The 22,319-nt window shown below is 58.1% G+C and carries 15 protein-coding genes and 1 tRNA gene; 8 read left to right on the forward strand and 8 right to left on the reverse strand.

Translation table 11 applies throughout. The annotated features are described in order from the left end of the window. Positions 1 to 900, reverse strand: a complete 900-nt coding sequence (locus FTW19_RS05940) for a tetratricopeptide repeat protein (RefSeq protein ID WP_147646775.1) — start codon at positions 898 to 900, stop codon at positions 1 to 3. A 280-nt stretch (positions 901 to 1,180) separates the two neighbouring features. Next, positions 1,181 to 1,639: a MarR family winged helix-turn-helix transcriptional regulator gene (locus tag FTW19_RS05945; RefSeq protein ID WP_147646776.1), complete on the reverse strand. Its 459-nt coding sequence runs from the start codon at positions 1,637 to 1,639 to the stop codon at positions 1,181 to 1,183. Between the two features lie 47 nt (positions 1,640 to 1,686). Here FTW19_RS05945 and FTW19_RS05950 point away from each other — a divergent pair, with 47 nt between their 5' ends. After that, the gene (locus tag FTW19_RS05950; RefSeq protein ID WP_147646777.1) at positions 1,687 to 2,424 is read left to right on the forward strand and encodes a DUF899 domain-containing protein; all 738 of its coding nucleotides are present in this window, start codon (positions 1,687 to 1,689) and stop codon (positions 2,422 to 2,424) included. Positions 2,425 to 2,429: 5 nt separating this feature from the next. Then, the gene (locus FTW19_RS05955; RefSeq protein ID WP_187143317.1) at positions 2,430 to 2,837 is read left to right on the forward strand and encodes a VOC family protein; all 408 of its coding nucleotides are present in this window, start codon (positions 2,430 to 2,432) and stop codon (positions 2,835 to 2,837) included. A 167-nt stretch (positions 2,838 to 3,004) separates the two neighbouring features. Here the strand turns inward: FTW19_RS05955 and FTW19_RS05960 are convergent, their stop codons facing one another. The 3 genes from FTW19_RS05960 to FTW19_RS05970 form a co-directional block, all read right to left on the reverse strand. Then, the gene (locus tag FTW19_RS05960) at positions 3,005 to 5,221 is read right to left on the reverse strand and encodes a VWA domain-containing protein (protein WP_246153589.1); all 2,217 of its coding nucleotides are present in this window, start codon (positions 5,219 to 5,221) and stop codon (positions 3,005 to 3,007) included. A gap of 12 nt (positions 5,222 to 5,233) precedes the next feature. Beyond that, positions 5,234 to 8,761 carry a TonB-dependent receptor gene (locus FTW19_RS05965; protein ID WP_246153590.1) on the reverse strand — a complete coding sequence of 1,176 codons (3,528 nt, stop codon included), beginning with the start codon at positions 8,759 to 8,761 and terminating at the stop codon, positions 5,234 to 5,236. A gap of 98 nt (positions 8,762 to 8,859) precedes the next feature. Beyond that, a complete protein-coding gene (locus FTW19_RS05970; protein ID WP_147646779.1) occupies positions 8,860 to 9,696 on the reverse strand; it encodes a DUF5666 domain-containing protein in 837 nt (278 codons plus the stop codon). 96 nt (positions 9,697 to 9,792) lie between these two features. Between FTW19_RS05970 and FTW19_RS05975 the strand changes: the two genes are divergently transcribed. The 4 genes from FTW19_RS05975 to FTW19_RS05990 all read left to right on the forward strand — a co-directional run bounded on the left by FTW19_RS05975 (position 9,793) and on the right by FTW19_RS05990 (position 14,200). Further along, the gene (locus tag FTW19_RS05975; RefSeq protein ID WP_147646780.1) at positions 9,793 to 10,494 is read left to right on the forward strand and encodes a VIT1/CCC1 transporter family protein; all 702 of its coding nucleotides are present in this window, start codon (positions 9,793 to 9,795) and stop codon (positions 10,492 to 10,494) included. 87 nt (positions 10,495 to 10,581) lie between these two features. Further along, complete coding sequence (gene egtB, locus FTW19_RS05980) at positions 10,582 to 11,868, forward strand: ergothioneine biosynthesis protein EgtB (RefSeq protein WP_147646781.1); 1,287 nt, start codon at positions 10,582 to 10,584, stop codon at positions 11,866 to 11,868. Further along, complete coding sequence (egtD, locus tag FTW19_RS05985; protein WP_246153591.1) at positions 11,865 to 12,857, forward strand: L-histidine N(alpha)-methyltransferase; 993 nt, start codon at positions 11,865 to 11,867, stop codon at positions 12,855 to 12,857. The genes egtB and egtD overlap by 4 nt, the downstream gene beginning before the upstream one ends. A gap of 254 nt (positions 12,858 to 13,111) precedes the next feature. Further along, entirely contained in the window at positions 13,112 to 14,200 is a 1,089-nt protein-coding gene (locus FTW19_RS05990) for an IS110 family transposase (RefSeq protein WP_246153518.1), read from the forward strand. Positions 14,201 to 14,621: 421 nt separating this feature from the next. Here FTW19_RS05990 and FTW19_RS05995 read toward each other — a convergent pair whose 3' ends face one another. Beyond that, on the reverse strand, positions 14,622 to 15,794 hold the full coding sequence (locus FTW19_RS05995) for a glycoside hydrolase family 27 protein (RefSeq protein WP_147646782.1): 1,173 nt from the start codon (positions 15,792 to 15,794) through the stop codon (positions 14,622 to 14,624). 304 nt (positions 15,795 to 16,098) lie between these two features. Between FTW19_RS05995 and FTW19_RS06000 the strand changes: the two genes are divergently transcribed. After that, the gene (locus tag FTW19_RS06000; RefSeq protein WP_147646783.1) at positions 16,099 to 16,440 is read left to right on the forward strand and encodes a VOC family protein; all 342 of its coding nucleotides are present in this window, start codon (positions 16,099 to 16,101) and stop codon (positions 16,438 to 16,440) included. Between the two features lie 213 nt (positions 16,441 to 16,653). Continuing rightward, entirely contained in the window at positions 16,654 to 17,805 is a 1,152-nt protein-coding gene (locus FTW19_RS06005; RefSeq protein ID WP_187143319.1) for a ComEC/Rec2 family competence protein, read from the forward strand. Between the two features lie 509 nt (positions 17,806 to 18,314). Here FTW19_RS06005 and FTW19_RS06010 read toward each other — a convergent pair. Together FTW19_RS06010 and FTW19_RS06015 are read right to left on the reverse strand one after the other, a co-directional pair. Further along, positions 18,315 to 21,884, reverse strand: a complete 3,570-nt coding sequence (locus FTW19_RS06010) for an SIR2 family NAD-dependent protein deacylase (RefSeq protein ID WP_187143321.1) — start codon at positions 21,882 to 21,884, stop codon at positions 18,315 to 18,317. A gap of 229 nt (positions 21,885 to 22,113) precedes the next feature. Continuing rightward, a tRNA-Pro gene (locus FTW19_RS06015) sits at positions 22,114 to 22,190 on the reverse strand. Between the last annotated feature and the right edge of the window lie 129 nt (positions 22,191 to 22,319).

The following is a 22,319-nucleotide window of genomic DNA, read 5'->3' on the forward strand; positions in this document are numbered from 1 at the left end:
CTAATGTGCCGGCTGTGGCGGAATCGCGGACGCCGGAGTCGGAACCGAAGCCGGGCTCTCAATTGCCATCAGGAAGGCGCGCGTGTCGCGAATCAATAGCGCCAGTTGCGGATCCTTCAGGTACTTGCGGAAGACCGCATCGTCTTTGACGGCGTTGCTCACATCCATGCCGCCTTCGGCTGCCTTCGCCAGGTAACGGTACATCGTCTGGGTCTCGCCGCTACGGGCATAGACACGCGCCAGCTCAAAGCAGAAGCGGGCACGATCGTTGGCCGAGATCACATGAGTCGCAATACCGCCGGAAGCGCGATGTTCGTACATCTGCGGGTCAAGCGTGAGTGCGATCTGGAACTCCTTCTGGGCCGACTCCATGTCCTTCTGGCTGAAGTAAGACGCTGCCAGGTTGGCGTGGAAGACCGCGGACTTCTTATCGAGCTTGATCGCCTTCTTGTACTCGCCGATCGAGTTGCCGAAGTGCTGCTCCAGATAGTCCACCGTACCCAGGTTGTTCCAGGCCTCGGCGTACTTCTTGTTGATCTTCGTTGAAAGTACAAAGCTTTGGCGTGCGGAGCGGTTGTCGTTCATCTCCAACTGGATCAGTCCGATCTTGTTGGTCAATCTTGCCTTGTCGCCGCCGCGCTCCAGCGCATAGCGGTAATAGTCCATGGCATCCAGCGGATACCGGCGCGCACGCAGAATATCGCCGGCAACCTCCAGCTTTTCATGGGGCGCGAGCTTCGGGTCGGGCAGGTGCAGGGAAATCTGGTGCCACTCTTCGGTCTCATGCATCCGTACATCGGTGGCCACCCGGCCGTCTGGGTTAGAAGCACGCTGAGCCGTGACCGCGCATGGGGCGGTGAGGCACAGCATCATCAGAAATGAAACAGAGTGTACGCGCATAGGCGCACCTCCCAATCGTGTGCCTGCGATTATTGCGCGCAGGTACAGGCGCGTCAATCAAGCAATGAAAAAGTTACAAACCGATAAATGTTCCAGTACCGCTTTGGAAAACGCAAGATTCCTCAATGGGTTACGGCCCTCCCGCGGACCTCTCCCGGTGGCCGCGAACGCGTCCATGAGGTGTCTTTCGGTTTGTCTTCCGCCTTATAAGCGGAGGAGTCTGCTTTCCCTTGTGTTGCCTCTCAGCGCTCCTTCGAATTGCTTCTACTGGCCGTAATCCTTACCGCGAAATCGCCATCAATCCACTCCGCAGATCTGCCGCCGATTCCACCATCTTCTCCAGCTCCTCATGTGCCTGTGTCCATAGGGGAAGCGCGGCCTGCAGCGCGGCATGTCCCTCTGCCGTCAGGCTCAGCAAGCGTGACCTTCGGTCGTTCGGGTTAGCTTCATTGCGCAACAAACCCCGGCGTTCCAGCGGTTTCAATGCCGCCGTCAGCGTGGTCCGGTCCATTGCCAGCAGATTTGCGACCGAGGCCATCGGCGCCGGCTGAGGACGGTTCAACGACATCAGCAGCGAAAACTGTCCATTGGTCAGCCCGGCAGGCTTCAGGATCGCGTCGAACCGCCGCGCCAGAGCTCGCGCGGCCCGCTGAACATGCAGGCACAGGCAGGTATCGCGGACGTGAATCGTCGTCTCAAAGGGAACCGGGGATGGATCGGCGTTTGACACTGCAATCATTATGTTGATATCAACATATCGAAGTCAAGAAGGAGGTTATTCCCGTCATGCCCGATCACGCCGTCGTCTCGCCCGAAGTCTGGCTCGAAGCCCGAAAAGCCTTCCTCCAGCGTGAGAAGGAGCTCACCCATCTCCGCGACGCCATCAACCGCGAGCGTATGGAGCTGCCCTGGGTCAGGGTTGAGAAAGAGTACGTCTTCGATACGGAACAGGGGCCGCAAACCCTCGCCAGCCTCTTCGATGGCCGCAGCCAGCTCATCGTCTACCATTTCATGCTCGGCCCCGGATGGGAGGCAGGCTGCCCGGGCTGTTCGTTCCTGATCGACCACGCCGATGGAGCCCTGCCGCACCTCAACCACCACGATGTCACCTTTACGGCCGTCTCCCGCGCCCCGCTGCCGGAAATCCAGGCCTACAAGCGGCGCATGGAGTGGAAGTTCCCCTGGGTCTCGTCCTTCGGCAGCGATTTCAACTTCGACTTCCACGTCTCGTTTACAAAGCAGCAAATTGCCGAGGGTATTACCTACAACTACGAGCAGCATCCGGGCCGCGATGGAGGCGAGACCGAACTACCGGGCATGAGTGCTTTTTTCCGTGATGCCGATGGAACGGTCTTCCACACCTTCTCCAGTTATGCGCGCGGCATCGAAGACTGGATCGGCACGCTGATGATCTTTGACCGAGCCCCGCTTGGCCGCAATGAGAGCAGCACGATGAGCTTTCTCAAGCGGCACGACGAATACGAAACCAAACCGAAGGCAGCCGCATGCTGCCATGGAGAGTAACTCTGATGAAACTGAACGCGTACCTCAACTTCGGTGGCAACTGTCGCCAGGCCTTCGAGTACTACGAGCAGCACCTTGGCGCGAAGATCGTGATGTCGATGACTTTCAATCAGTCGCCTGACCAGAGCAATGTTCCTCCCGGCGCCGGCGACCAGATACTGTACGCGAATCTCTCCATCGCCGACACGCAGATCATGGGTAGCGACACTCCGAACTACGAGCCCATCCGCAGCTCGTACCTCACACTCTCCATGCCCGAGGCCGAGGTTTTCGACAAATCATGGAAGGCACTGACGGAAGGCGGCGAGATTCTGATGCCGCGTAACGAGACCTTCTTCGCCTATGAGTTCGGCATCCTGCGCGACAAGTTCAACGTGCTCTGGATGCTCATCCGCGAAAAGCCCATGCAGTAAAGGTAGCCACTGAACCGGGTGCCCCAGGTCCCTCGGGGACCTGGGCATTCGCGCTTCGCGCGAACCGTTTTGTTATCTTGCAAACTCCGCCTCTGAGCCCGCTAACAGTGCCCTTAAGCAAAACGCTCGCGCAATCGGATGCATGGCTTGAATCATTGCCTTCCGAACTACTCTCCAGGCTTAGCCGCAGCTGTCGGCGTCACAGCCGGAACAGCCGGTGCCGCTACCGGAGCCGTAATCATCATCGCCATCCGCGGGAACGTAAACGTCCCACCCGCATCATCAATCACATTCACCTGGCAGATGTAGCTTCCTGGCGCGAGCTGGGCTAAAGGCACGTCGAACTGGAAGCCCACGGCATTGCGGTCCGGAATATTCACCGCATTCGCTTCGATCAGCGGCGTCTCGAAGACCTTGCTTCCCGCCGCATTCAGGAACTCAATCGACGTCAGCACATGCGCTGCCGGGTCGGGTCTGCGCTGTAACCCCGCAGGAGTCGGCGGAGGTGTCGCTGCCCCAGCATTGCTCGCAGGCTTGGCGGGATCGTAGACCTCGTACAGGAAATAGAGGTGCTGATCCTGGCGGAAGACATGCGGGATATTCGGTACATACTGCTGCCCATCCCGCACCAGCAGGCTCTGATTCCGCGGATTGTTATTGGGTGTCCGCTGATTCGCCACCAATACCGACGAAAGCTTCAGTGGAACCTTCTTCATATCCGGAACGTTGATGTCGGTCTCAAACGATCCCATGTTGCCACTCTGGTTTTCGCGCACGACAAACTTCAGGTGATACCGTCCGGGCGCTAGCGAGAAGCCGGTCGAGTACTGGATGTTCTTCCGCTGCACCTGCTGGTTGGCATCAAGTTGCAGCTTCACCGTCTCACGTGCCGAGCCGACGACGATCTGCTGCGCATTCTTCACATTGCCGATGATGTCAATCGTTGCCTTCGACTGATCCTTCACCTGCGTGAAAGGAATCTGCGAGCCAGGCACAATCAGCGATACAGGAACGAAGAAATGGTTATCGTTCTGGCGGAAGTACAGCGCCTGCAGGTAGACGGCGACATCCACCGCCGGCGCATCCGAACGGAGCTGCTCATTCAGCGCCAGTTCGCGGTCTTCGTTCTTCTGGTGCTGGAAGTCTGCAGGAGCATAGTATCCCGGACGATATTCCAGCTTGATGTCCGGACGATTGATCTTCACCTGCAGCTTGCGGAAGCTGCCGTCACGCCGCTGATCCGTCGAGCGGAAGCCGATGATGTAATACGCCTCAGTATCGTGCTGGATAGCCTGGAAGGCCGGACCGAAGTCATTTGAGTCGAAGAAGGCCTTGCCGCCCGTATCCGAGGAAAGGGAAGCCAGGGTCTCCTGCGAGCTAAAGTTGGAATCCAGGCGCGACTGCATCGTCGCTCCGTTATAAGCTGACGTCCCGCGTGTTGATCCCGTGGACGCATCGCCCACCGGCGGCAGCGCCTGCAAGCCGCGCGTGTCCACCGAATAGATGCTCATATTGGCCTTGGTCGCGGCATTCGTAGCCGCCCGCAGCGAGGCTTGGTTCTCGATACCGTTGCGCGTCAGACCGCCGGAGAAGTACAGCAATGACTTGCGCTGATCCACGCGTTCCAGCGACTTCGCAACCTGCAGAATGGCATACATCGACCGGTCGGTATTCAGTGCGTTGTATTCGGAGTCATCCACGACAAAGGAAGAGGCATCGTCCGCCGTGCCTTCTGAATCGCCATTACCGCCATTGGCGAAGCCCTGTCCTTCGGTGCCGTTAAAGCTGCCCACGGCGCGCAGCAGCGCGTTCTGGTCGGCGGTGAAATCCTGCACAAGCTTCAGGGAAGTATCCATTGAGACCACGGCGACCAGATCCGCCGGAGCCATCTTCTTGTTGATGTACTCCTTCGCCGAGTCGACGCCGCGGTCGATATCAGACTGCTGCATCGACGAAAGGTCGAAGAAGATCACGATCAGCCGGTGATCGCGCAGCGCCTGTTTGTCTTCGCCGATCGAGCGTTCCAGCATCTTGGCGATGCTCGTCGTTCCGGCAACCGTTGTCTTCTCCTTCAGCGCGGCGGCCAAGTCGACATTCTGAAAATCGAAGGACGAGATCTTCTGCGGCTTGCCGTTCTCGAAGACGGTGAAGTCGCTGGCTTTCAGGTCCTTTACGACGTTGCCTTGCTTGTCGCGTGCCACTACATTCGTCAGCACGATCTCTGACCGCACTGAAATGGTAAAGACCGGCGCCTGGCCAGGCTGCTGATTCGGAACCTGGCTTGCGGTCTGTGCAACCGTGGTCACGCCCAGCAGCACGGGCAGGGTGAGAGCTGCTGTAAGCTTCATCGATCCGGAGTATCTCTTCATCGTCTCTGTCTTCATCCGCGACTCTTGTCAGAACCGGTACCGCGCCAGGAAGGTGATGCGCCGCATTGCGGCCACGCTGGTTACCTGGCCGAAGGTGGGTGAATTCACCGTGCTGTTGATGCCGGAGTACTGCACAGTGTTAAAGATGTTTGTCGCCGAGAACCGCGTCTCCAGCCCGCGCGTATCGCCGAAGCTGAAGTTACGTGCCAGCGCCATGTCGTTAGAAACCGTTCCGGGACCGCGGATTGAGTTGCGCGAAGAGTTCCCGAAGTGCGTCGGGTTTGATTCAGCGACAAACGCGGCAGTATTGAACCAGCGTCCTACGGTCCCCTGACCGGCGATCGACTGCGAGAAGTCTCGATCGGGGCGCAGCGTGTAGTTGCCACCTGTCGCCGTCTGGGCCGTAGTGCCCACGTACTGCGGTGTGAAGTAACCGCCCGTAGCAAAGGTGAAGTTGCCCGAGATGTTCCAGTTATTCAGAATGTGTGACCACGCTCCGCCGCTTGCCAGGAAGGCGCGGTTCGGTCCGAAGGGAAGCTCGAAAACATAGTTGCCCGTTACCTTATGCCGCACGTCGAAGCTGGAGTTACCCTCTTCGAGATCAAGTCTCTGATCGTTCTGCGCGATCGTCGCCGAGCTGCCGCCGATCGAGCTGGCATTGTCGATCGAATGGCCGTACTGATACGTCGCTCCCAGGCTGATGCCCTTCTGCATGCGCTTGCGCAGATTCACGCTCAGCGCGTTGAATCGTGAGTAGCCCGAGGAGTCTTCATAGGTAAACGCCTGCGCTCCGGTAGTGGTCAGGCCGGTTGCTGTGCGGTTCGGAGCGCGGCGCATATCCAGGTCGCCCGCCGATGTCCCGTTGTAGCCGACATTCATTACGATGCCTAGACCGAAGGTGTGCTGAATATCCAGATTCCAGATGTTCACCCGCGCCAGACGATAGTCGCGGTTGACGGCGAAGTTGTTCTGCACTGTCGCCGTTGAGCAGTTGAAGGCGCTCGCCAGTTGCAGCACGCCGCATCCCTGCTGGTTGGCGATGTTGGTCTGGGTTACCGCAAACGGCTGCTGGTTAGACAGCGAGCCGGCAAAGCTGCCGTACTGCGTCGTGTTGTAGTTCATGCCGTATCCGGTACGAACCACCGTCTGCTTGATGAACTTCGGACGCCACGCAAGGCCGACGCGCGGAGCAAACATGCCGCGATATGGATTCACCAGCGACCGAGGGAAGCTGCCGGTATATGGCCCGCTGGCGCCGGCCTGGACAACCGACACTGCGGTGAAGTCGGCATTGTGGTCAAGGTTTACCAGGTGGTTGTACTTCTCCACGTATGGAGAGAAGTACTCATAGCGGAGGCCATAGTTCAACGTCAGGCCCGAGGCAACACGGTAGTCATCCTGGACATACCAGTCATAGACCCATTCACGCAGATAGTTCTTGTACAGGCCCGCCTGGACGCGTGACTGTTGCGGCAGACCGAGCAGGAAGTCCGCAAAGCCCGCGCCCGAGCCGCTGGCGCTGCCGGGCGCCTGTGTCGCATATCCCGAGAAGGTAAATGCACCGACCGTGTTGTTGCCGCCGATCGAGTCACTATGCACGCGCCGCAGATCGAAGCCGAAGCGGAAGTTGTGCTTGCCGTGATTCCATCCCACGAAGTCCGAGAATGACAGGGTCTGGCCAACGCGGTTCGATGGCGAGCTGCTCGAAAGGCCGGTGAAATTCGTGATCGTGAGTGATGGCAGGCCGTAGTAGAAGGGATTCGCCTGCGTCGCTGCTGTCCCCACCAGGATGCCGGCGGCTAGTGCAGGGTTCGATTGGTTGGTGTACAGGTTGGTCGTGATCGAGTTGCTGCGGTTCCAGTTCAGCGTAGCGTTATTGTTCAGCCGCCCTTTACCGATGGTGTATCCGAGGTTGAAGCCGTATCCGGTAGAAGTTCCCGAAGTGTTCAGGGGAGCGAAGATATTCGGCGTCGCGGAGTCAGAGTTCGAATAGTTGAAGCCGATATTGATGTTCTGCCGCAGGGCCTGCTGCTGTTGCCGGCGGCTGGCTGCATTGCCGCTCTGACGTGCTCCACCACCGCCGCCACCACCGAAGCGCCCACCGAAGGGGCCGCTTGCCTGTCCGAAGTTACGAATGAAGCGTGTATTGATATTCCACTGATTGCTCTGCGAGGTCGCGATCGTCTGGTAGTTGTATCCCTGCGAGTTCGTCGTCGACATGTTCGGCGCGGGATAGTAGTTCAGCAGCGCAGCAGCCTGCGAGGTGATGCGGTTTGCGCAGATCACATTCGTCTGGCCGTTGCAGGCGAACTGCGTTCCCGTCCGAGGGTCGTAGATCGGTACGATCGCCGTCGATCTGGCGGGACGGTACTGCGAGAAGTCACCCGCACGTTGCGCCGGCGTCGGTACCGTGCCGTAGAGGTTCGTCGGTGTCGTGCTCAGCGTGCCCTGTGCATTCAGGAAGAAGAACTGTTTGGTATTCGGCTTGAACAGACCGGGGATGTACGGTGAGCCGGTCAGCGAAAGCCCGAAGGTGCTGTTGGAGTAGTCCGGCTTATTAGGATTGCCGGTCAGCGAATAGCTGGTGGCGTCCAATGCTCCGTTGCCTCCGCGGAAGTACAGCGATCCATGGAACTGCGTTGGGTTGAAGTTGCGGAAACCGCCGCGCCCCGCGCCACCGCCGCCGATCATAAAGCCGCCGCCACCGCCTCCGCCGAAGCCTCCCCCGCCGCCTGGGCCTCCACCACCTGGGCCACCACCCGGCCCTCCGCCCATCAACATGCCGCCGATCATGTTCACCACGGCATTGATCTGGTCTCCCTGTCCGCCACCCTGCAGGCGTGCCTGCGCCATCGCATCTTCAATACGGTTGCGAATCTCTTCTTCGTTGAAGTTCGCCAGACCGTTCGTCTGTCCCATCTGTCCGGTCACGGCTACGGATTCGGTGGCGGCGTTATCTCCTATGCCGCTCATCGTCGGCATGCTTACGCCCGTATTGGCTGTTCCGGTGGTGGCGTCGGAGGTATTCGCATCGCCCAGCCCGGCCATCGCAAGCGACTGCATGCCGTTCTGGATGCGGGAGGCTGCGGTCGTCTGCTGCTGTTCCGCGGCGGCTACGCGGCTGGCGAGCTGCAGACCGAAGGCTGCGGTCGCTTCTCGTGGAGAGGTTGCGTTGAACAGCACCTCCTTGGTATCCAGTGCAAAGGCGGCCAGTTCAGCCTTGACCACGTAACGGCCATTCTTCGGAATCGCCATCTGGAAGGCGCCGGTAATATCCGAGCTGGTCGTGTACTTCTTACCGGTCAGCGTATTGGTTGCGGTAATCGCAACCCCTGGAAGAGGCGTATTGCCGGTCTTCACCGTGCCGCGAATCGTCCCGCCCTGTGCTGCGTCCACGGTTGCGGTGGTCGCTGCGGGGGCTCCCGGAGTCTCCTGCGTTGCGCTCTGCGCGGGCTGAGTCGCCGGGGGCGGCGCGGGCGTTGCGGGCGCAGTTTCCTGGGCCACCGCTGGGGAAAGCAGTGCCAAAGACACCAAGGCAATGTATGCCGTTTGCACGATATCGATCTCCAGAACGTCAAATGTGGCTCTTAGAAACACTCCGTCGGCCTGCGGTTAGCAGCCGGCAGCCACGAAAGCATAAAGCCCAATGATGGTTACTGCTGCGGCGGCTGACTCTGTTCTCCGCCCGGTCGTGGTCCACGCTGGCCACGTTGCGGCAGTACATTCAGCGTCTTGGGAACGAAGGTGTTGCCCTTCAGCGCTCCCTCCGCCCTGATGTTGTCGCCTACCTTAATGTCGGCCAGGGTAATGGCCTCTCCCTCTGGCGGCGGTCCCTGCTGGCTCTGTCCATCCTGGTTGCGGCGCGTGCGGGGGCCATCTCCCGAGCCATTGCCCATACCGCGGCCAGATCCCGTGCCAATCCCGCTGGGTCCCATTCCCATACCGCCCATCATGGCTCCGCGGCCTCCGCGATGCATTGAAGTGTTCTCATCCACCTCAATCACCTGCGACATCTTGTCCGGCCGCTCGATGGTCAGTTTGGTCTCATCCATCGCCGTGATCTTTCCCATGATCCAGGTCTTGCCCAGGCTTGCCTGCAGCTCGGCGGCCCGTGCCTTCATCTGCTCCGCCTGCTCAGCCGACATCACCATCACTATGCCAGCGTGGACTTCTTTGGTGGCCTCGTCTGCCTGCCCCATCGCGACAACGTATTCGCCGGGCTTGATGTCCGCGGCCTTCACCGGTTCGCGCTGTTGCATGATGCGGGTATTCACCGTGACTATGACCTTATAGCTGGCGCCATCATCGCCCTTGATGGCAATGTTGTCCGCGCTGGCAGAGGTAACCGTACCTCGAACCGCCTGTCCGCCTCCGGAGCCCATCGGGCCGCCACCGCTACCCATCATCTGAGCCGTTACCGGAGCGGCAGGGACGGCGAGAACTCCAAGCAGGGATACGAATCGGATTGCCAGACGTGTCATGGTGGTCATACCTCTTACGGGGATGTCTATTGCAAGAGACGGCTTCTCTAACGGAAAGACGCGTTTTGCAGGAGGAAATTTTGTCATGGAGGTACACTCCAGAAGATGAATCCCGCTGTGCACGACGAGCGGCACTTTCTGTCCGGGGACACCGTCCGCGACGTCGTCATTGGACTTTCCGACGGACTCACCGTCCCCTTCGCCCTGGCCGCCGGTCTCAGCGGAGCCGTCTCCAACACTCATATAGTAGTTCTCGCCGGACTGGCCGAGATCGCTGCCGGCTCCCTGGCCATGGGGCTGGGCGGCTACCTCGCCGCCCGCGGCGACGCCGAACACTATACCTCCGAGCTCAAGCGTGAGCAAAGCGAGATCGTCACCCACACCCGCGACGAGGAGGACGAGATCTACGAGATCTTCCAGCAGTACGGCGTCACCCGGCAGGAGAGCGAGCCCGTACTGTTGGCGCTGAAGCGCAACCCCGAAGCCTGGGTCGATTTCATGATGCGTTTCGAACTCGGCCTCGACAAACCCGACCCTCGCCGGGCGGTCTTCAGCGCCGCTACCATCGCCTTTTCATATGTCGCCGGCGGTCTGGTTCCCTTGATGCCCTATATCGTGCTCTCACAGGCCACCAAAGCACTGCAGCTTTCGGTGGTCATTACATTGCTGGCCCTCGCTGTCTTCGGTGCGGTTAAGGGCAGACTGCTGGGGACGCCCTGGCTGCGCAGCGCTGCACAGACGGCTCTTGTCGGCGGTCTGGCGGCAGCCGCGGCCTACGGCCTGGCAAAACTCTTCAGCACTGTGTAACAGAGATCGTGGCAAACTTGGGTCCGACTAAAAAGAGCAACAACCCCGCACTCTGTGGCATCTGATCCCATACGCGAGGAACAACGAATGCCGATTGAAGATGCCGCAGGACAGCAGACCAATGCGGGCCTCATGCGTGTGCGCTTTCGTGAAACACGGAGCGCAACGGAGGAACTCTGTCGTAGCCTGACTGCCGAAGACATGATGGTGCAGTCCTGCCCGGAGGCGAGCCCCACCAAATGGCACCTGGCTCATACCAGTTGGTTCTTCGAGACCTTTATCCTCCGCGAGTTCGTTCCGGGATACCGTCCCTTCGACGACCGCTTCCTCTGGCTCTTCAACAGCTATTACAAGTCGCTCGGCGAGATGCCGGAGAAGAAGCTCCGTGCCTCCTTCTCCCGTCCCGGCCTTGACGAGATCCTCGCCTTTCGCCGTCATGTCAACGAGGCGATGGATCGCCTCTTTGAGACGGGCGCTCCCGAAGCTGCGCTTAGCCGTGTCCTTCTCGGTCTGCATCATGAGCAGCAGCATCTGGAACTGATCGCGACCGACATCAAGCACGCCTTCTTCACCAATCCACTGCACCCGGCCTTTATCGCGGATACTCTGCCGGTTGCCGAGATTCCTGCGCCTCCTATCGCGTGGATCGGGTATGAAGGCGGCCTTGCAGAGATCGGAGACCCGGGCAGCGAGTTCAGCTTCGACAACGAGACACCGCGCCACCGCGTCTTCCTCGAGCCCTATCAGCTTGCCTCCCGTCTGACGACCTGTGCCGAGTACCTCGCCTTCATGGAAGATGCAGGCTATCAGCGTCCCGAGCTCTGGCTCAGCGAAGGCTGGGATACCGTCGAGCGTGAAGGCTGGCGAGCGCCGCTCTACTGGCGCCGCGATGAGACCGGCCGATGGCAGATCTTTACGATGCGTGGCTGGCAGTCCCTGAAGGATCTCTCAGAGACGCCCGTCTGTCATGTCAGCTTCTTCGAAGCCGATGCCTTCGCCCGTTGGTCCGGCAAACGCCTCGCCACAGAGTTTGAGTGGGAGCACGCTGCCGCCCAGCTTCCCATCGCCGGCAATCTCTTCGAGAGCGGTCTGCTTCATCCTTCCGCCGCGCCTATCACTTCGGGTCTCACCCAGATCTTCGGGGATGTATGGGAGTGGACCGCGAGCGCCTATACCGGCTATCCCGGCTACAAGCCGCTGCCTGGAGCTCTGGGGGAGTACAACGGCAAGTTCATGTCCTCGCAGATGGTACTGCGCGGCGGCTCCTGCGTCACGCCGGTCAGCCATCTTCGCGCCAGTTATCGCAACTTCTTCCAGCCAGCTACGCGCTGGCAGTTCTCCGGTATCCGCCTCGCCGATGGAGTCAATGCATGAGCGCTGCAGTCCCGATGCTTCCAGCTTGTATCTCGCCTGAACTGCAGTACGCCATCTCCTGCGAGGTCCGCAACGGGCTCTTCTGCGAGGGGCAGAAAACACTTTCGCCCTGGCTCTTCTACGACGAGGAAGGCTCTGCTCTTTTTGAGCGCATCACCGAGCTGCCCGAGTACTATCCCACGCGCACTGAACGCGCTCTCTTTGAGCGGCATGGTGCGGCGATCATCGCCACGGCCGCAGGGAAGCAGCGTCTGTCAGTCCTTGAGCTTGGAGCGGGTACTGCGACCAAGACCGGCATCCTTCTCGAAGATGTTGTCCGCCGGCAGGGAAGTGTTCGCTACATCCCGGTCGATGTCTCGGCCAGCGCGCTCGATGAGGCCCGCATCTCGCTCGAACGCCGCCTGCCCGGCGTGCACGTCCATCCGATGGTTCGCAATTACGTGCTCGATCCTCTGGATCGCCCGATGGTGGATGGCCGTCTGCTGGCGCTCTATATCGGCTCGTCGGTCGGCAATTTCTCACCAGAAGAAGCGCGCGCTATTCTGCGCAACCTCGCCTCCATCCTTCGTCCCGGTGATGCGCTTCTATTGGGCACCGACATGATCAAGGATGAGGAGACGCTGCTGGCTGCCTACAACGACGCCGCCGGCGTCACTGCCGAGTTCAACCGCAATGTACTTCGCCGCCTGAACCGGGAGATGGGCGCAGACTTCGATCTCGCGGCCTTCCGCCACATCGCCACCTGGAATCCGCATGAGAGCCGCATCGAAATGCACCTGCAGGCTCTCCGTCGGCAGGCGATCCACTTTCCCTCATTGGGGACCATCGAATGCGAAGCCGGTGAGACTCTCCACACGGAGAACAGCTACAAGTTCACCACTCAAAGCCTGCGAGACCTCTTCGCCGACACCGGCTTCCGCGCAGAAAAACAATGGCGCGACGACCGCAACTGGTTCTCCGTCACCCTCGCCCGCCTGCTTCCGGATTAAGACAAAAGAGGGATCGAGCTTCGCTCGATCCCTCTTCGTTTGTCATTCTGAGTGTAAGCGAAGGACCCGCTTTCCCGCCACACATCGCGCAGCCAGTTCGCACCGAACGTGCGAATGCCTTGCTTAAGGGGACGGCTTCAGCCGTCCCGAGATAGCAGCAGGAAAACACGCGGCTTCAGATGGGATGAGACGGCTGGCCTCGCGAAGCAGCTAAGCTGTTCGCACGCACTCGGGGTGCTCAAGGAGACCAGCCGATGAAGAAGGTTAGCAAAGCGCAGTGGTTAGAGGAAATGGGGAGTGACAGGCCAGCGCTGACGGTAGGGCTTGATTTAGGGGACCGTTACAGCCACTACTGTCTGTTGAACGCAGGGAAGGAAGTGATGGAGGAAGGTCGTATCCAGAGTACGGAGGCGGCGTTCCGACGTCATTTCGAGGGCGAGGAGCGGCAGCGAATAGCACTGGAGTGCGGCACGCACTCTCCGTGGGTAAGCCGTTTGCTCAAGTCTTTAGGTCATCAGGTGATCGTGGCCAATGCGCGCAAGATCGCGGCGATCAGCTCGAGTGAATCGAAGAACGATCGCAACGATGCCGAGCAGCTGGCTCGCTTCGCGGCGTCTGATCCTAAGTTGCTGGCGCCGCTGCTTCACCGCAGCATGGAGCGGCAGCAGGACCTGAACCTGATCCAGGCGCGGGCTACGCTAGTACGTGCGCGGACGATGCTGGTCAACGCGTTGCGTGGCCTGGTCAAAAGCGCCGGTGGCCGTCTGCCGGCCTGTTCCACCGAGTCGTTTCCTGTGCGGGTGCGGGCATCGATTCCGTCTGTGCTGACGACGGTAGCGGTTCCGTTGTTGGAGCAGATCGCGACGTTGAACCGTCAGATCGACAGTATGGAAGAACAGATCGAAAAGCTGGGTACCAGGTATCCGGAGATCGGTGTGCTGCGTACGGTTCCAGGCGTGGGTCCTGTGGTGGCGGCCACGTATGTACTCACGCTGGACCGGCCCAATATAGCAAGCAACCGTTCCGCAGGTGCGTGGCTCGGTCTGCGACCCGGACAAAGTCAGTCGGGGGACTCGGATCCGGAGTTAGGCATCTCCAAGACCGGCAACCGATATTTACGAAGTCTGCTGGTGCAGTCGGCGCAATACATCCTGGGTCGCTTCGGTCCTGACTCAGCCTTGCGTCGCTGGGGCCTCAAGCTGGCATCCAGTGGAGGCAAGAGAGCAAAAAAGCGAGCTATCGTGGCGGTGGCCCGTAAACTGGCGGTCCTGTTGCACAGCATGTGGCGCAGCGGACAGAGCTTCCAACACTTCCCTCAACCTGCAATGGCCACCGTAGCCTGAACCGCGGATCGGCCAAAGCAGAACAATCTCGTGTCCGGGTGACTGCGCTCAGCGGCTGGGCCATACAGGTCGTGCTTCAGATAGCAGCCCCAATTCATCACCATCGGGTCCCAACAGGCACCGAGTCCCTTAGCGGCTCACTGCGAGTGCGGATAGAAGCCCCGAGATGAATCCAAAACACAACCGCAACTGCAACTGCAAATACAAAAACTCTATGAAGGAAAAAACTTGACCCATACAGCCGTCTCATAGAAGCCGCTGAGGGTATGGTTCTATTTGACTCCAGCGGCCGGGTGCTCCACCCTCGCAACGCCAGGGTGGGCATGGAAGCCACAAATTTTGTCATCCCGAAGGGATCTGCTTTTTCGTCTTAAAACCAAACGGGTCCCGCAACGCGGGACCCGTTTCTCCTTACATCCCTCTATTCCAGAATCAACAACACCACACCATGTGCCGCCACATTGGCCGTATAAGAACCCTGCTTCGTCCCCAGATCCTTACCCGCCCACACATCACGCACCTTTGCCGAGCTCTTCGCCCCCGCATCCGCAAACCGGACACTCACCGGAGCCGCCTCCAGGCTGCGATTGAACAATCCCACCGCAACCTTGCCATTGCTCAACGGCTTCGCCCATACCTCCAGCGCACCCTTACCCCAGACACGATCACCCTGTTTGCCCAGAGAATCTTGATCGATCGCGATTACCTCTTTGTTCAGCAGAATCGACTTGGTCTCATCGCTCATCTTGCTCAGGTCATTCCCTGCGAGTAGCGGAGCGGCCAGCAGAGACCACAGACTCATGTGAGTGCGATATTCCTCCGCGGTCATGCGTCCATTGCCGACCTCCAGCATGTCAGGATCGTTCCAGTGTCCCGGTCCGGCATATTTAGAAAGGCCCGCTTGCGAGAAGCCAATCTGCGACATGGAGAGATAGCTGTCGCTGATATCGCCGGTCGACCGCCACAGATTGCCGCCCAGAGACGGCGCCCACGTCCACACCTCATCCCAGCCGTACTGGCACAGTGAGAGCACCATCGGGCGGCCGGTCTTGCGGATAGCGTCCGAGATCTTCTGATACGCCTGCCGCATCAGGTCCGACTGGATCTTCTCGCCGTTGGCGGGATCTTTGGCGGCTGCTTCACGCATGATGGTGCGATAGCTGCAGAGGTCGTACTTGATGTAATCGACACCCCACTCAGCCCAGGTCTTCGCATCCTGCTCTTCATGCTGATAGCTGCCCTCGAACCGAGCGCAGGTCTGCGGCCCGGGCGAGGAGTAGATACCGAACTTCAAACCCTTGGAGTGGATGTAGTCTCCCAGCGCTTTCATGTCCGGGAATTTTTCATTGGTGTGAAGGACACCGCTGGCATCGCGCTTGCCTTCCCAGGTGTCATCGATATTCACATAGATATAGCCGGCATCTTTCATGCCGCTGGAGACGATGGCATCGGCCGCGGCGCGGACATCGGCATCCGTTACGCGTCCCGCAAAGTGATTCCAACTGTTCCAGCCCATGGGCGGTGTGAGGGCAACGCGCTGCTGCGCAGCAAGCGGCAACGCGACTACGAAGGGGAGCAAACGTAGAAATTTCATGCGACGCCATCCTAGCCGGTTTCCGCCAAATCGCGCCAGTCAAGCGCTTCAGTCTCGATTCAGCCCATGCACTGGGTGCCCCGGGTCCCCTTAGGGACCTGGGCCCGGCCTTTACTATCCCTAGCATGGGCATCAATCTTTTCTAAACCACCGCTACGGAGGCATAACGGGTCAACTACACTGACAACGTTCCTCGCGAGGCCGCAATCCAGCGGCCTCTACCCGGCCCGTGCTCTTCTCGCCGCAGGTTGGACGGAGGCTCACCTGCGAGAGCGGCGCGGACTCTGCGCTACTCAGGAGAGCTATGTCCACAAAGAAGCTTGCATATCTGGAACTGCCCGCCACCAGCACATCGGCAATGAAGACCTTCTACGGTGACCTTTTCGGCTGGACCTTCCAGGACTGGGGACCGACCTACACATCCTTCTCCGAAGCCGGACTCGACGGCGGCTTCAACGCCGACGACAGCCAACGCACCAAGGCTCCACTGCCCATCATCCAGACCGACGACATCGCCTCGATGGAAACACGTGTGCGAGAGGCAGGCGGCACCATCACCATGCCAACCTTCCAGTTCCCCGGCGGCCGCCGCTTCCACTTCACCGACCCAAGCGGCAACGAACTAGCAGTCATGCAACTCGACTAGACCGTATCGATAAATTCGAAACAGCCCATGCACCGGGTGCCCCATATCTGCGCAGCAGATGTGGGATCTGTTCGTTGAGTCCATGTCTCGACGGGGACATGGACTCAAACCGTTGTACACCGCGCGCCCAAAGACTATATGCTTCCTGCAAAGTTCCCGGCCCAACGAAATAGCTTTCCCAAGGTAGTTGAGAAGTCAGTCTCGGGAGGTCGAATGTCTCGTCTGCGTGTCTGCATTCTGTTTCTGGCTGTAACCATTCACTGCTTTGGACAAGCCGCCAACGGTAAGCTCCAGATCCATCACATCGATATGGGCCAGGGTGACGCCGCCCTCCTGATCTCTCCCGGCGGAGAGACGGTCCTGTTCGACGCCGGGGAGGATATCGCCCAGCGAAAGCAGTGCAATGTCATCGTCGATTACCTCGATCAGGCGGGCGTCCGCGAAATCGACTACATCTTCGTCAGCCACTATCACTCTGACCACATCGGCTGCATCCCCGCCGTACTCTCCCGGTTCCCCCTGAAGAACACCGCCTATGACCGCGGTAAGACCTACACCACCCCCACGTTCAAGAAATACGTCGCGGCGGTAAACAGTCACCGAAAGGCCGCAAGCGTAGGTGACGTTATCCGGCTGGATGAGGGCACTGGTCACGAGGTAGCCATCACGGTCGAGGCATTGAATGGGCAATATCCAGGCGGCAAGGTCAATGCCCGCGATGAGAATGACGTCAGCCTCATCGCCCTTGTCGTCTTCGGAAACTTCCACGAAGAGATCGGTGGAGACCTGAGCGGAGCCAAGACAGGGAACTACGTCGACGTGGAGACCGGCGCGTCAACATCCATCGGCCCACTGGACGTCTACAAGGTCCACCACCACTGCAGCTCCCACAGCTCCAACGCAACCTGGATGTCGACCACGCAGCCAACGGTCGCCATCATCTCAACCGGAGACGGCAATAAGTACAAGCATCCGGCGGCGGACTGTATTCAACGGCTCTCACAGGCCAATGTGACGAGAAACTACTGGACTGAAACCGGCAACGGCAAAAAGCCCGGAGCAAAAGACGTCATCGGCGGAGACATCCTGATTGAAGTACCGGCTAACAGCCGAACCTTCACCGTCTCCCACAACGACGGCATCAAAGACACCTACCGCATCAAAGCCGAGCCCGCTGCAACGCAGCCGACAGAAGATCTCACGTCGCCCACCGAAGAAAATCTCATCAGATACGCATGGAGTGTGAGATCGCACTATTACTACGACCTCGATTGCTCCGCGGTGAAGCGAATCAGCAAGGCCAACCTGCAGACAGGTGCCAACCCGCCACTCGATAAAGAGCACTTCGATTGTTCAGGGAAATAAGACCGAGGTTTCAAAGGCGAGATAGAAGTGAAGATGAAGTCCTTCTTTAAGAGCTTCCTGACCTACGCATATCTGGTGCTGTACATGCTCTCAATTGCGTGGATGACAGCCTCAATGGCTGCGGCATCCGATTTATCTGGAAACTTAACTAGAACTGTATTTGCTTTGGGTGCTTTTGGAGGATTGTTGCTCTTATGTCCGCAGGAGGTTTCCTGTTGAACATGCGCAGGTCCGTCCTTTTGACTTGGGCCGGAATCGCATCTGGTCAGCTTTTCTGATCTGGTTTAGTTGGTTTTCCGCATGGTCGCCCTTCATTCAGCACGAAGGGCACACCAACCAGATGCAAAAGCCCCGAGATAAGTGAATCCGCGTATTGCTGGGCAGACGGCACATCGTACGTCTTCGGGAAATGGAATAGCGCTTACGCTTTATGGAGGGACCAACAATGCCCACGCGAGCGTTTCATTGAAGATCGATGTATTCCATGCGGCGAACTAGCCTCCGCGTGATTATTCAATGTTGATTGATAATGCATATCGAACCTCTGGCAATGGGTCTTTGCCGTCCAAAGCGATCCATGCTCGAAGCTCCTCGGAATCAAAGTTTGCATCCCTGATCGCCGCTGCCAGCCTGACACATGACGCGCGAAAAAGAGTCAGGCGTGAGGTGTATCGGGTATGCCGATAGTCTGTTTCTTTTAGCGCTAAGCCGAGTGCATGGGACAAGCGCTCGAAATCCTTCAGACTTAGAATATTGGATTTTGTTAAGTGGATGGCGATCAACATCGCGTGATGCCTTCCCGGCTCGCTCCTCGCCTCTATGATCCAAAGAAGGCCGTCTACGAGAGACCTGGGAACCTCCGGAAGCGCTCCATCTTTCCAGCCGCGAATCCATCGATAGGCGGCATTACAGCCGCTCCACGATGCTTCTTGGCGGTTTGACAATATTGCATCCAAAATCAGTCGGATCGCGGGCTCGTGGCTCGTCGGGGACACGCGGACGAGTTCAGGTAGAAGCGGGCTGAACTCCAGGTGTATAGCGAAATGCGTTAGGCACTGGTCTATCAACTCCGTAGATAATTCGCCCGGGGAATACAGGGGCAAAATTTGGTCGGCAATCACAACCGCCATGCCTTGAAGTGTCCTTTGATTCTTCTCTGCGACACGGTTGATGTCGGGCTTTGCGATCTGTGAGGGACGCCATTCCAGGTATTTCTCAAGGAGAGCCAAGCCTTCCTCTTTCGAGAACAGAAGCTTGGGGGCTTGTCCTTGCATGATCGAATACTTCGCGACATTCGCTAGCGTAGTGACGTACTCCGAGTAGTCCGTTATAGCGGAGCTTTTCTTGATCGATTCGAAGGGAGTTGCGTCAGGCGGGAAGGGAAGATTCAGGAATACATGTGGATAGAGACTGGTTTCTGAGGGGAAGCCCGTCACGTCCGAGCGTCGCGACCACAACGTCTCAGAGAACGATTTTGTTTGGCCAGGATTGAGGAAGTTATCGATATGGAGCCGAATCAAACGATTCGCGGCCTGAGCGCGACTCGTGGACGTCCCCACTTTTACTCTTGCAATCAATGTATCGATGCGTTCAGTAAGTTTGTTTGTATCCGATGGCATGATGAGCACTTCCTTCCCGAGCCAAGCAGATGCATCAGGCCATTCTTGCTGGAGATGTTCCGGCAGTCCAATCTCATCTGGGATCGGAAAATAGAGCAATGGGGTCAGAAGTGCTCCTCGATTTGCCGGTGGAATCGCTGAGATGCTCCGTTCAATCAAATGCCCCAGAGCATCACAAAGCTCACGCCAATGCCAACGAGGATCGTGTGCATATTCAATTGCTGCTTTGAAAATGTCTCGGGCGCGGCTCTCATCGAGCCGCACAACGATGCGTGAAATCATCTCTGCGTATTGTGCGCATCGTCTGCTCCAGAACTGATCGGCCCACCCCTTCCGATGTTTCAGCCGTTCCAAACCGAAACGGAGCGCGGCAGTAAGTACCTCCAAAATCCAGGTGATTCTTTGTTCAGATAGCCGTGCAACAGCAAGGCGTCCGAAATGGTGTTCTAGGGGTGCTTCATTGTCGGCTTGGATGGTGCGAATGATTCGAAGAAAGTCAGAATCATCTGCCACCTCTCCTAACCGATCCGCTCGGCCAATCCTGTCTGCAAAAAAGTCCTCTCCGTCTATTCGGATTGGTATTCCGATGGTTTCGCTCAGGCTGAAACAATCGAACAGCGGTTGTGCAGGCCACGCTCCGAAGAACAGCACATTGCCGCGTTGCCGATAAGTTCCTACATCAAATCGGGGCTCCACGATGGGCAGCTGTTGATCCAGTTCAGATAGAGATTTTCGCAGCCCTGCGTCCAGATCGCTGAACCAATCCCATGGTCGACACATCGTCTCGTGGAGTAGGGGGTCGATCGAAGATGAGTCTTTGTCTTCAGCGGTATCTTCGCCCGTGTCGTCCCAGCCTCTATATCGAGGGGCGATATTCTTAGCCCAAGCGAACCGTGAAAGTGCCCAAATTGAATCCCGATCTCGAAGATACTGTTCGCGAGCTTTGGCATAGCCAGCGATGGCAAAGGCTCGGGCTGCTGTCTGATCTCCGAGTTCTGCATACAGTGCCGCCTTCTTCAGGTTCCAAAGCGGATCTGGTCCATCTACCTGAGTTGCTAGAGCTTCGAGGTCCGCAAAATCAAGCCCTTCGAGAGCCCAAAGAGCCTTTTGATAAACCAGTTGAGAAGACAGATCAGGATTAAATTGTTGCCGGGCTTCGAGAAAGTTGGACCACTTTTGAAATGCGATTTCATTCCGCTGGCTGCGTGCAGAACGCAATAGCGCTACTGCCACGAAATCGCGTTGAACCATTTCAGTCCAGCATTCTGAAGACTCCACAATCGTTCCCAAGAGTTCAGAAAAATGACCTATTGGGAAGAGTCCGGTCTCACATCTCCAGACCGCTTCATAAGCAAATCGACCTCGGACTTTCGGCTCGGAACTCTCGATAACTGATCTCTGATGAAGCCACTCGAAGGTATGTTGTCGAAGTCCGTCGCGTAGCGCCTGCGGACATACAGCCCATCCCGGATAGCTCTGCCGTTCCGCAAGCCACTCTTCCGGTACCGTTTTCAGTCTTTCTACGAGCGTTTCGTGTGGGGGAAGGGGATAGGTCTGTGGTAGCGCCCCAGCTTTCCCGGCTTTCCAATGCCAAGAAGCTGGCGGCTTATTGTTATGAAAGTAGTCGAGTAGCAGCTCCAGAGCGGTTTCGTGACGCCGTGACGGATCGATTCCGTCTACCAATGGCCCAAGGTCGATGGGTGAGATGTTTCGCTGTTCCAACAGCGTTCTTTGTGCCGGACGTAGGTTTAGAACCCCAACGAGGTAAATGCGCCTTGCAGATACCCCCAGATGATCGCGTATCCAACCGCTCCACTCTAAGAAGTTAGGGTCTTCTCCGGAGAATCCGACGAGACACAGTTCATTTTCGAGGAGGACTTGCTGAACCAGGTTTACAAATGGCGCGAAGCGGCGCGGATAGGTCCTGTAATCTTCTTCAGAGAGGATGAATGGTCGATTCGCCGGTAAGCTCCCATGCAGTTTGACAATTCGGGGAGCCCGCGTGGTGGCCAAGTCTTCAAGACAGCGAACTACATCATAGCTTTGTCCAAGATTTGCCGAGGCTGCGCGCTCAAGAAGGGTGTCCCAGTTAGTCGTTAAGATATCGACCCACTTCAACGAGACGAGTTTACGGTGAAGTTTGCTAGGTAGCCATTGCTGGTCTGGGACAAGTTCTTTGAGGAGACTATCAAGTGCGCTTCTCCCTAGGTTTGCAATGAACTCCTCGGCAATGCGTAGTGGGTCTTTATAGTCCTCAGCCGGATATCCTAGTCGCGTTTGAAGTGCCTTGGTGAGGGTCCACCAATCCGGCGGCAGTGGCGCGCCGTCATGAAGGCGTTCGGCATTTCGACTGAAGCCCGCACCAACGAGGACAGCCGCCCCTCGAGTTCTGCCGGCCCGCCAAAGAGCGCTGTTTACCTGTTCAATTGCAGCAAAGTCCGGCAGTTCGTTAATTGTCACAGACGTCACCTGTCGACACAGTAGTTTTCGCAGTAGCTGCCCGCGAAGCTTGTTATACCGCTAATCAATCGTCATCAGAATGGCTTCTACGGTGCGAACGGTGTCCTCAAACTGAACCGAACGGTGTCCTCAAACTGAACATAGCGTAGCCTTCCTATGGCCTTGGCAGAGTACCTGCCTTAGAATAGGCGACAACGAGAAAAACCGCGTAAGTTGTTCAGTTTATGAATGGTCGGGGAGAGAGGATTCGAACCTCCGACCCCCTGCTCCCGAAGCAGGTGCTCTACCAGGCTGAGCCACTCCCCGATTCTTGATTGTGAGGATGCCGGCTGCAACACCGCGGGCCTGGAACACGCGCACGAGCCAACTTGTTAAGCATACCAGAGGATCGTCCGTCGCGCCCGTAACCCCTCTTCCGAATCGAAGTTTCCTGGA

It is taken from the genome of Terriglobus albidus (assembly GCF_008000815.1).
Classification (GTDB): Bacteria; Acidobacteriota; Terriglobia; order Terriglobales; family Acidobacteriaceae; genus Terriglobus; species Terriglobus albidus_A.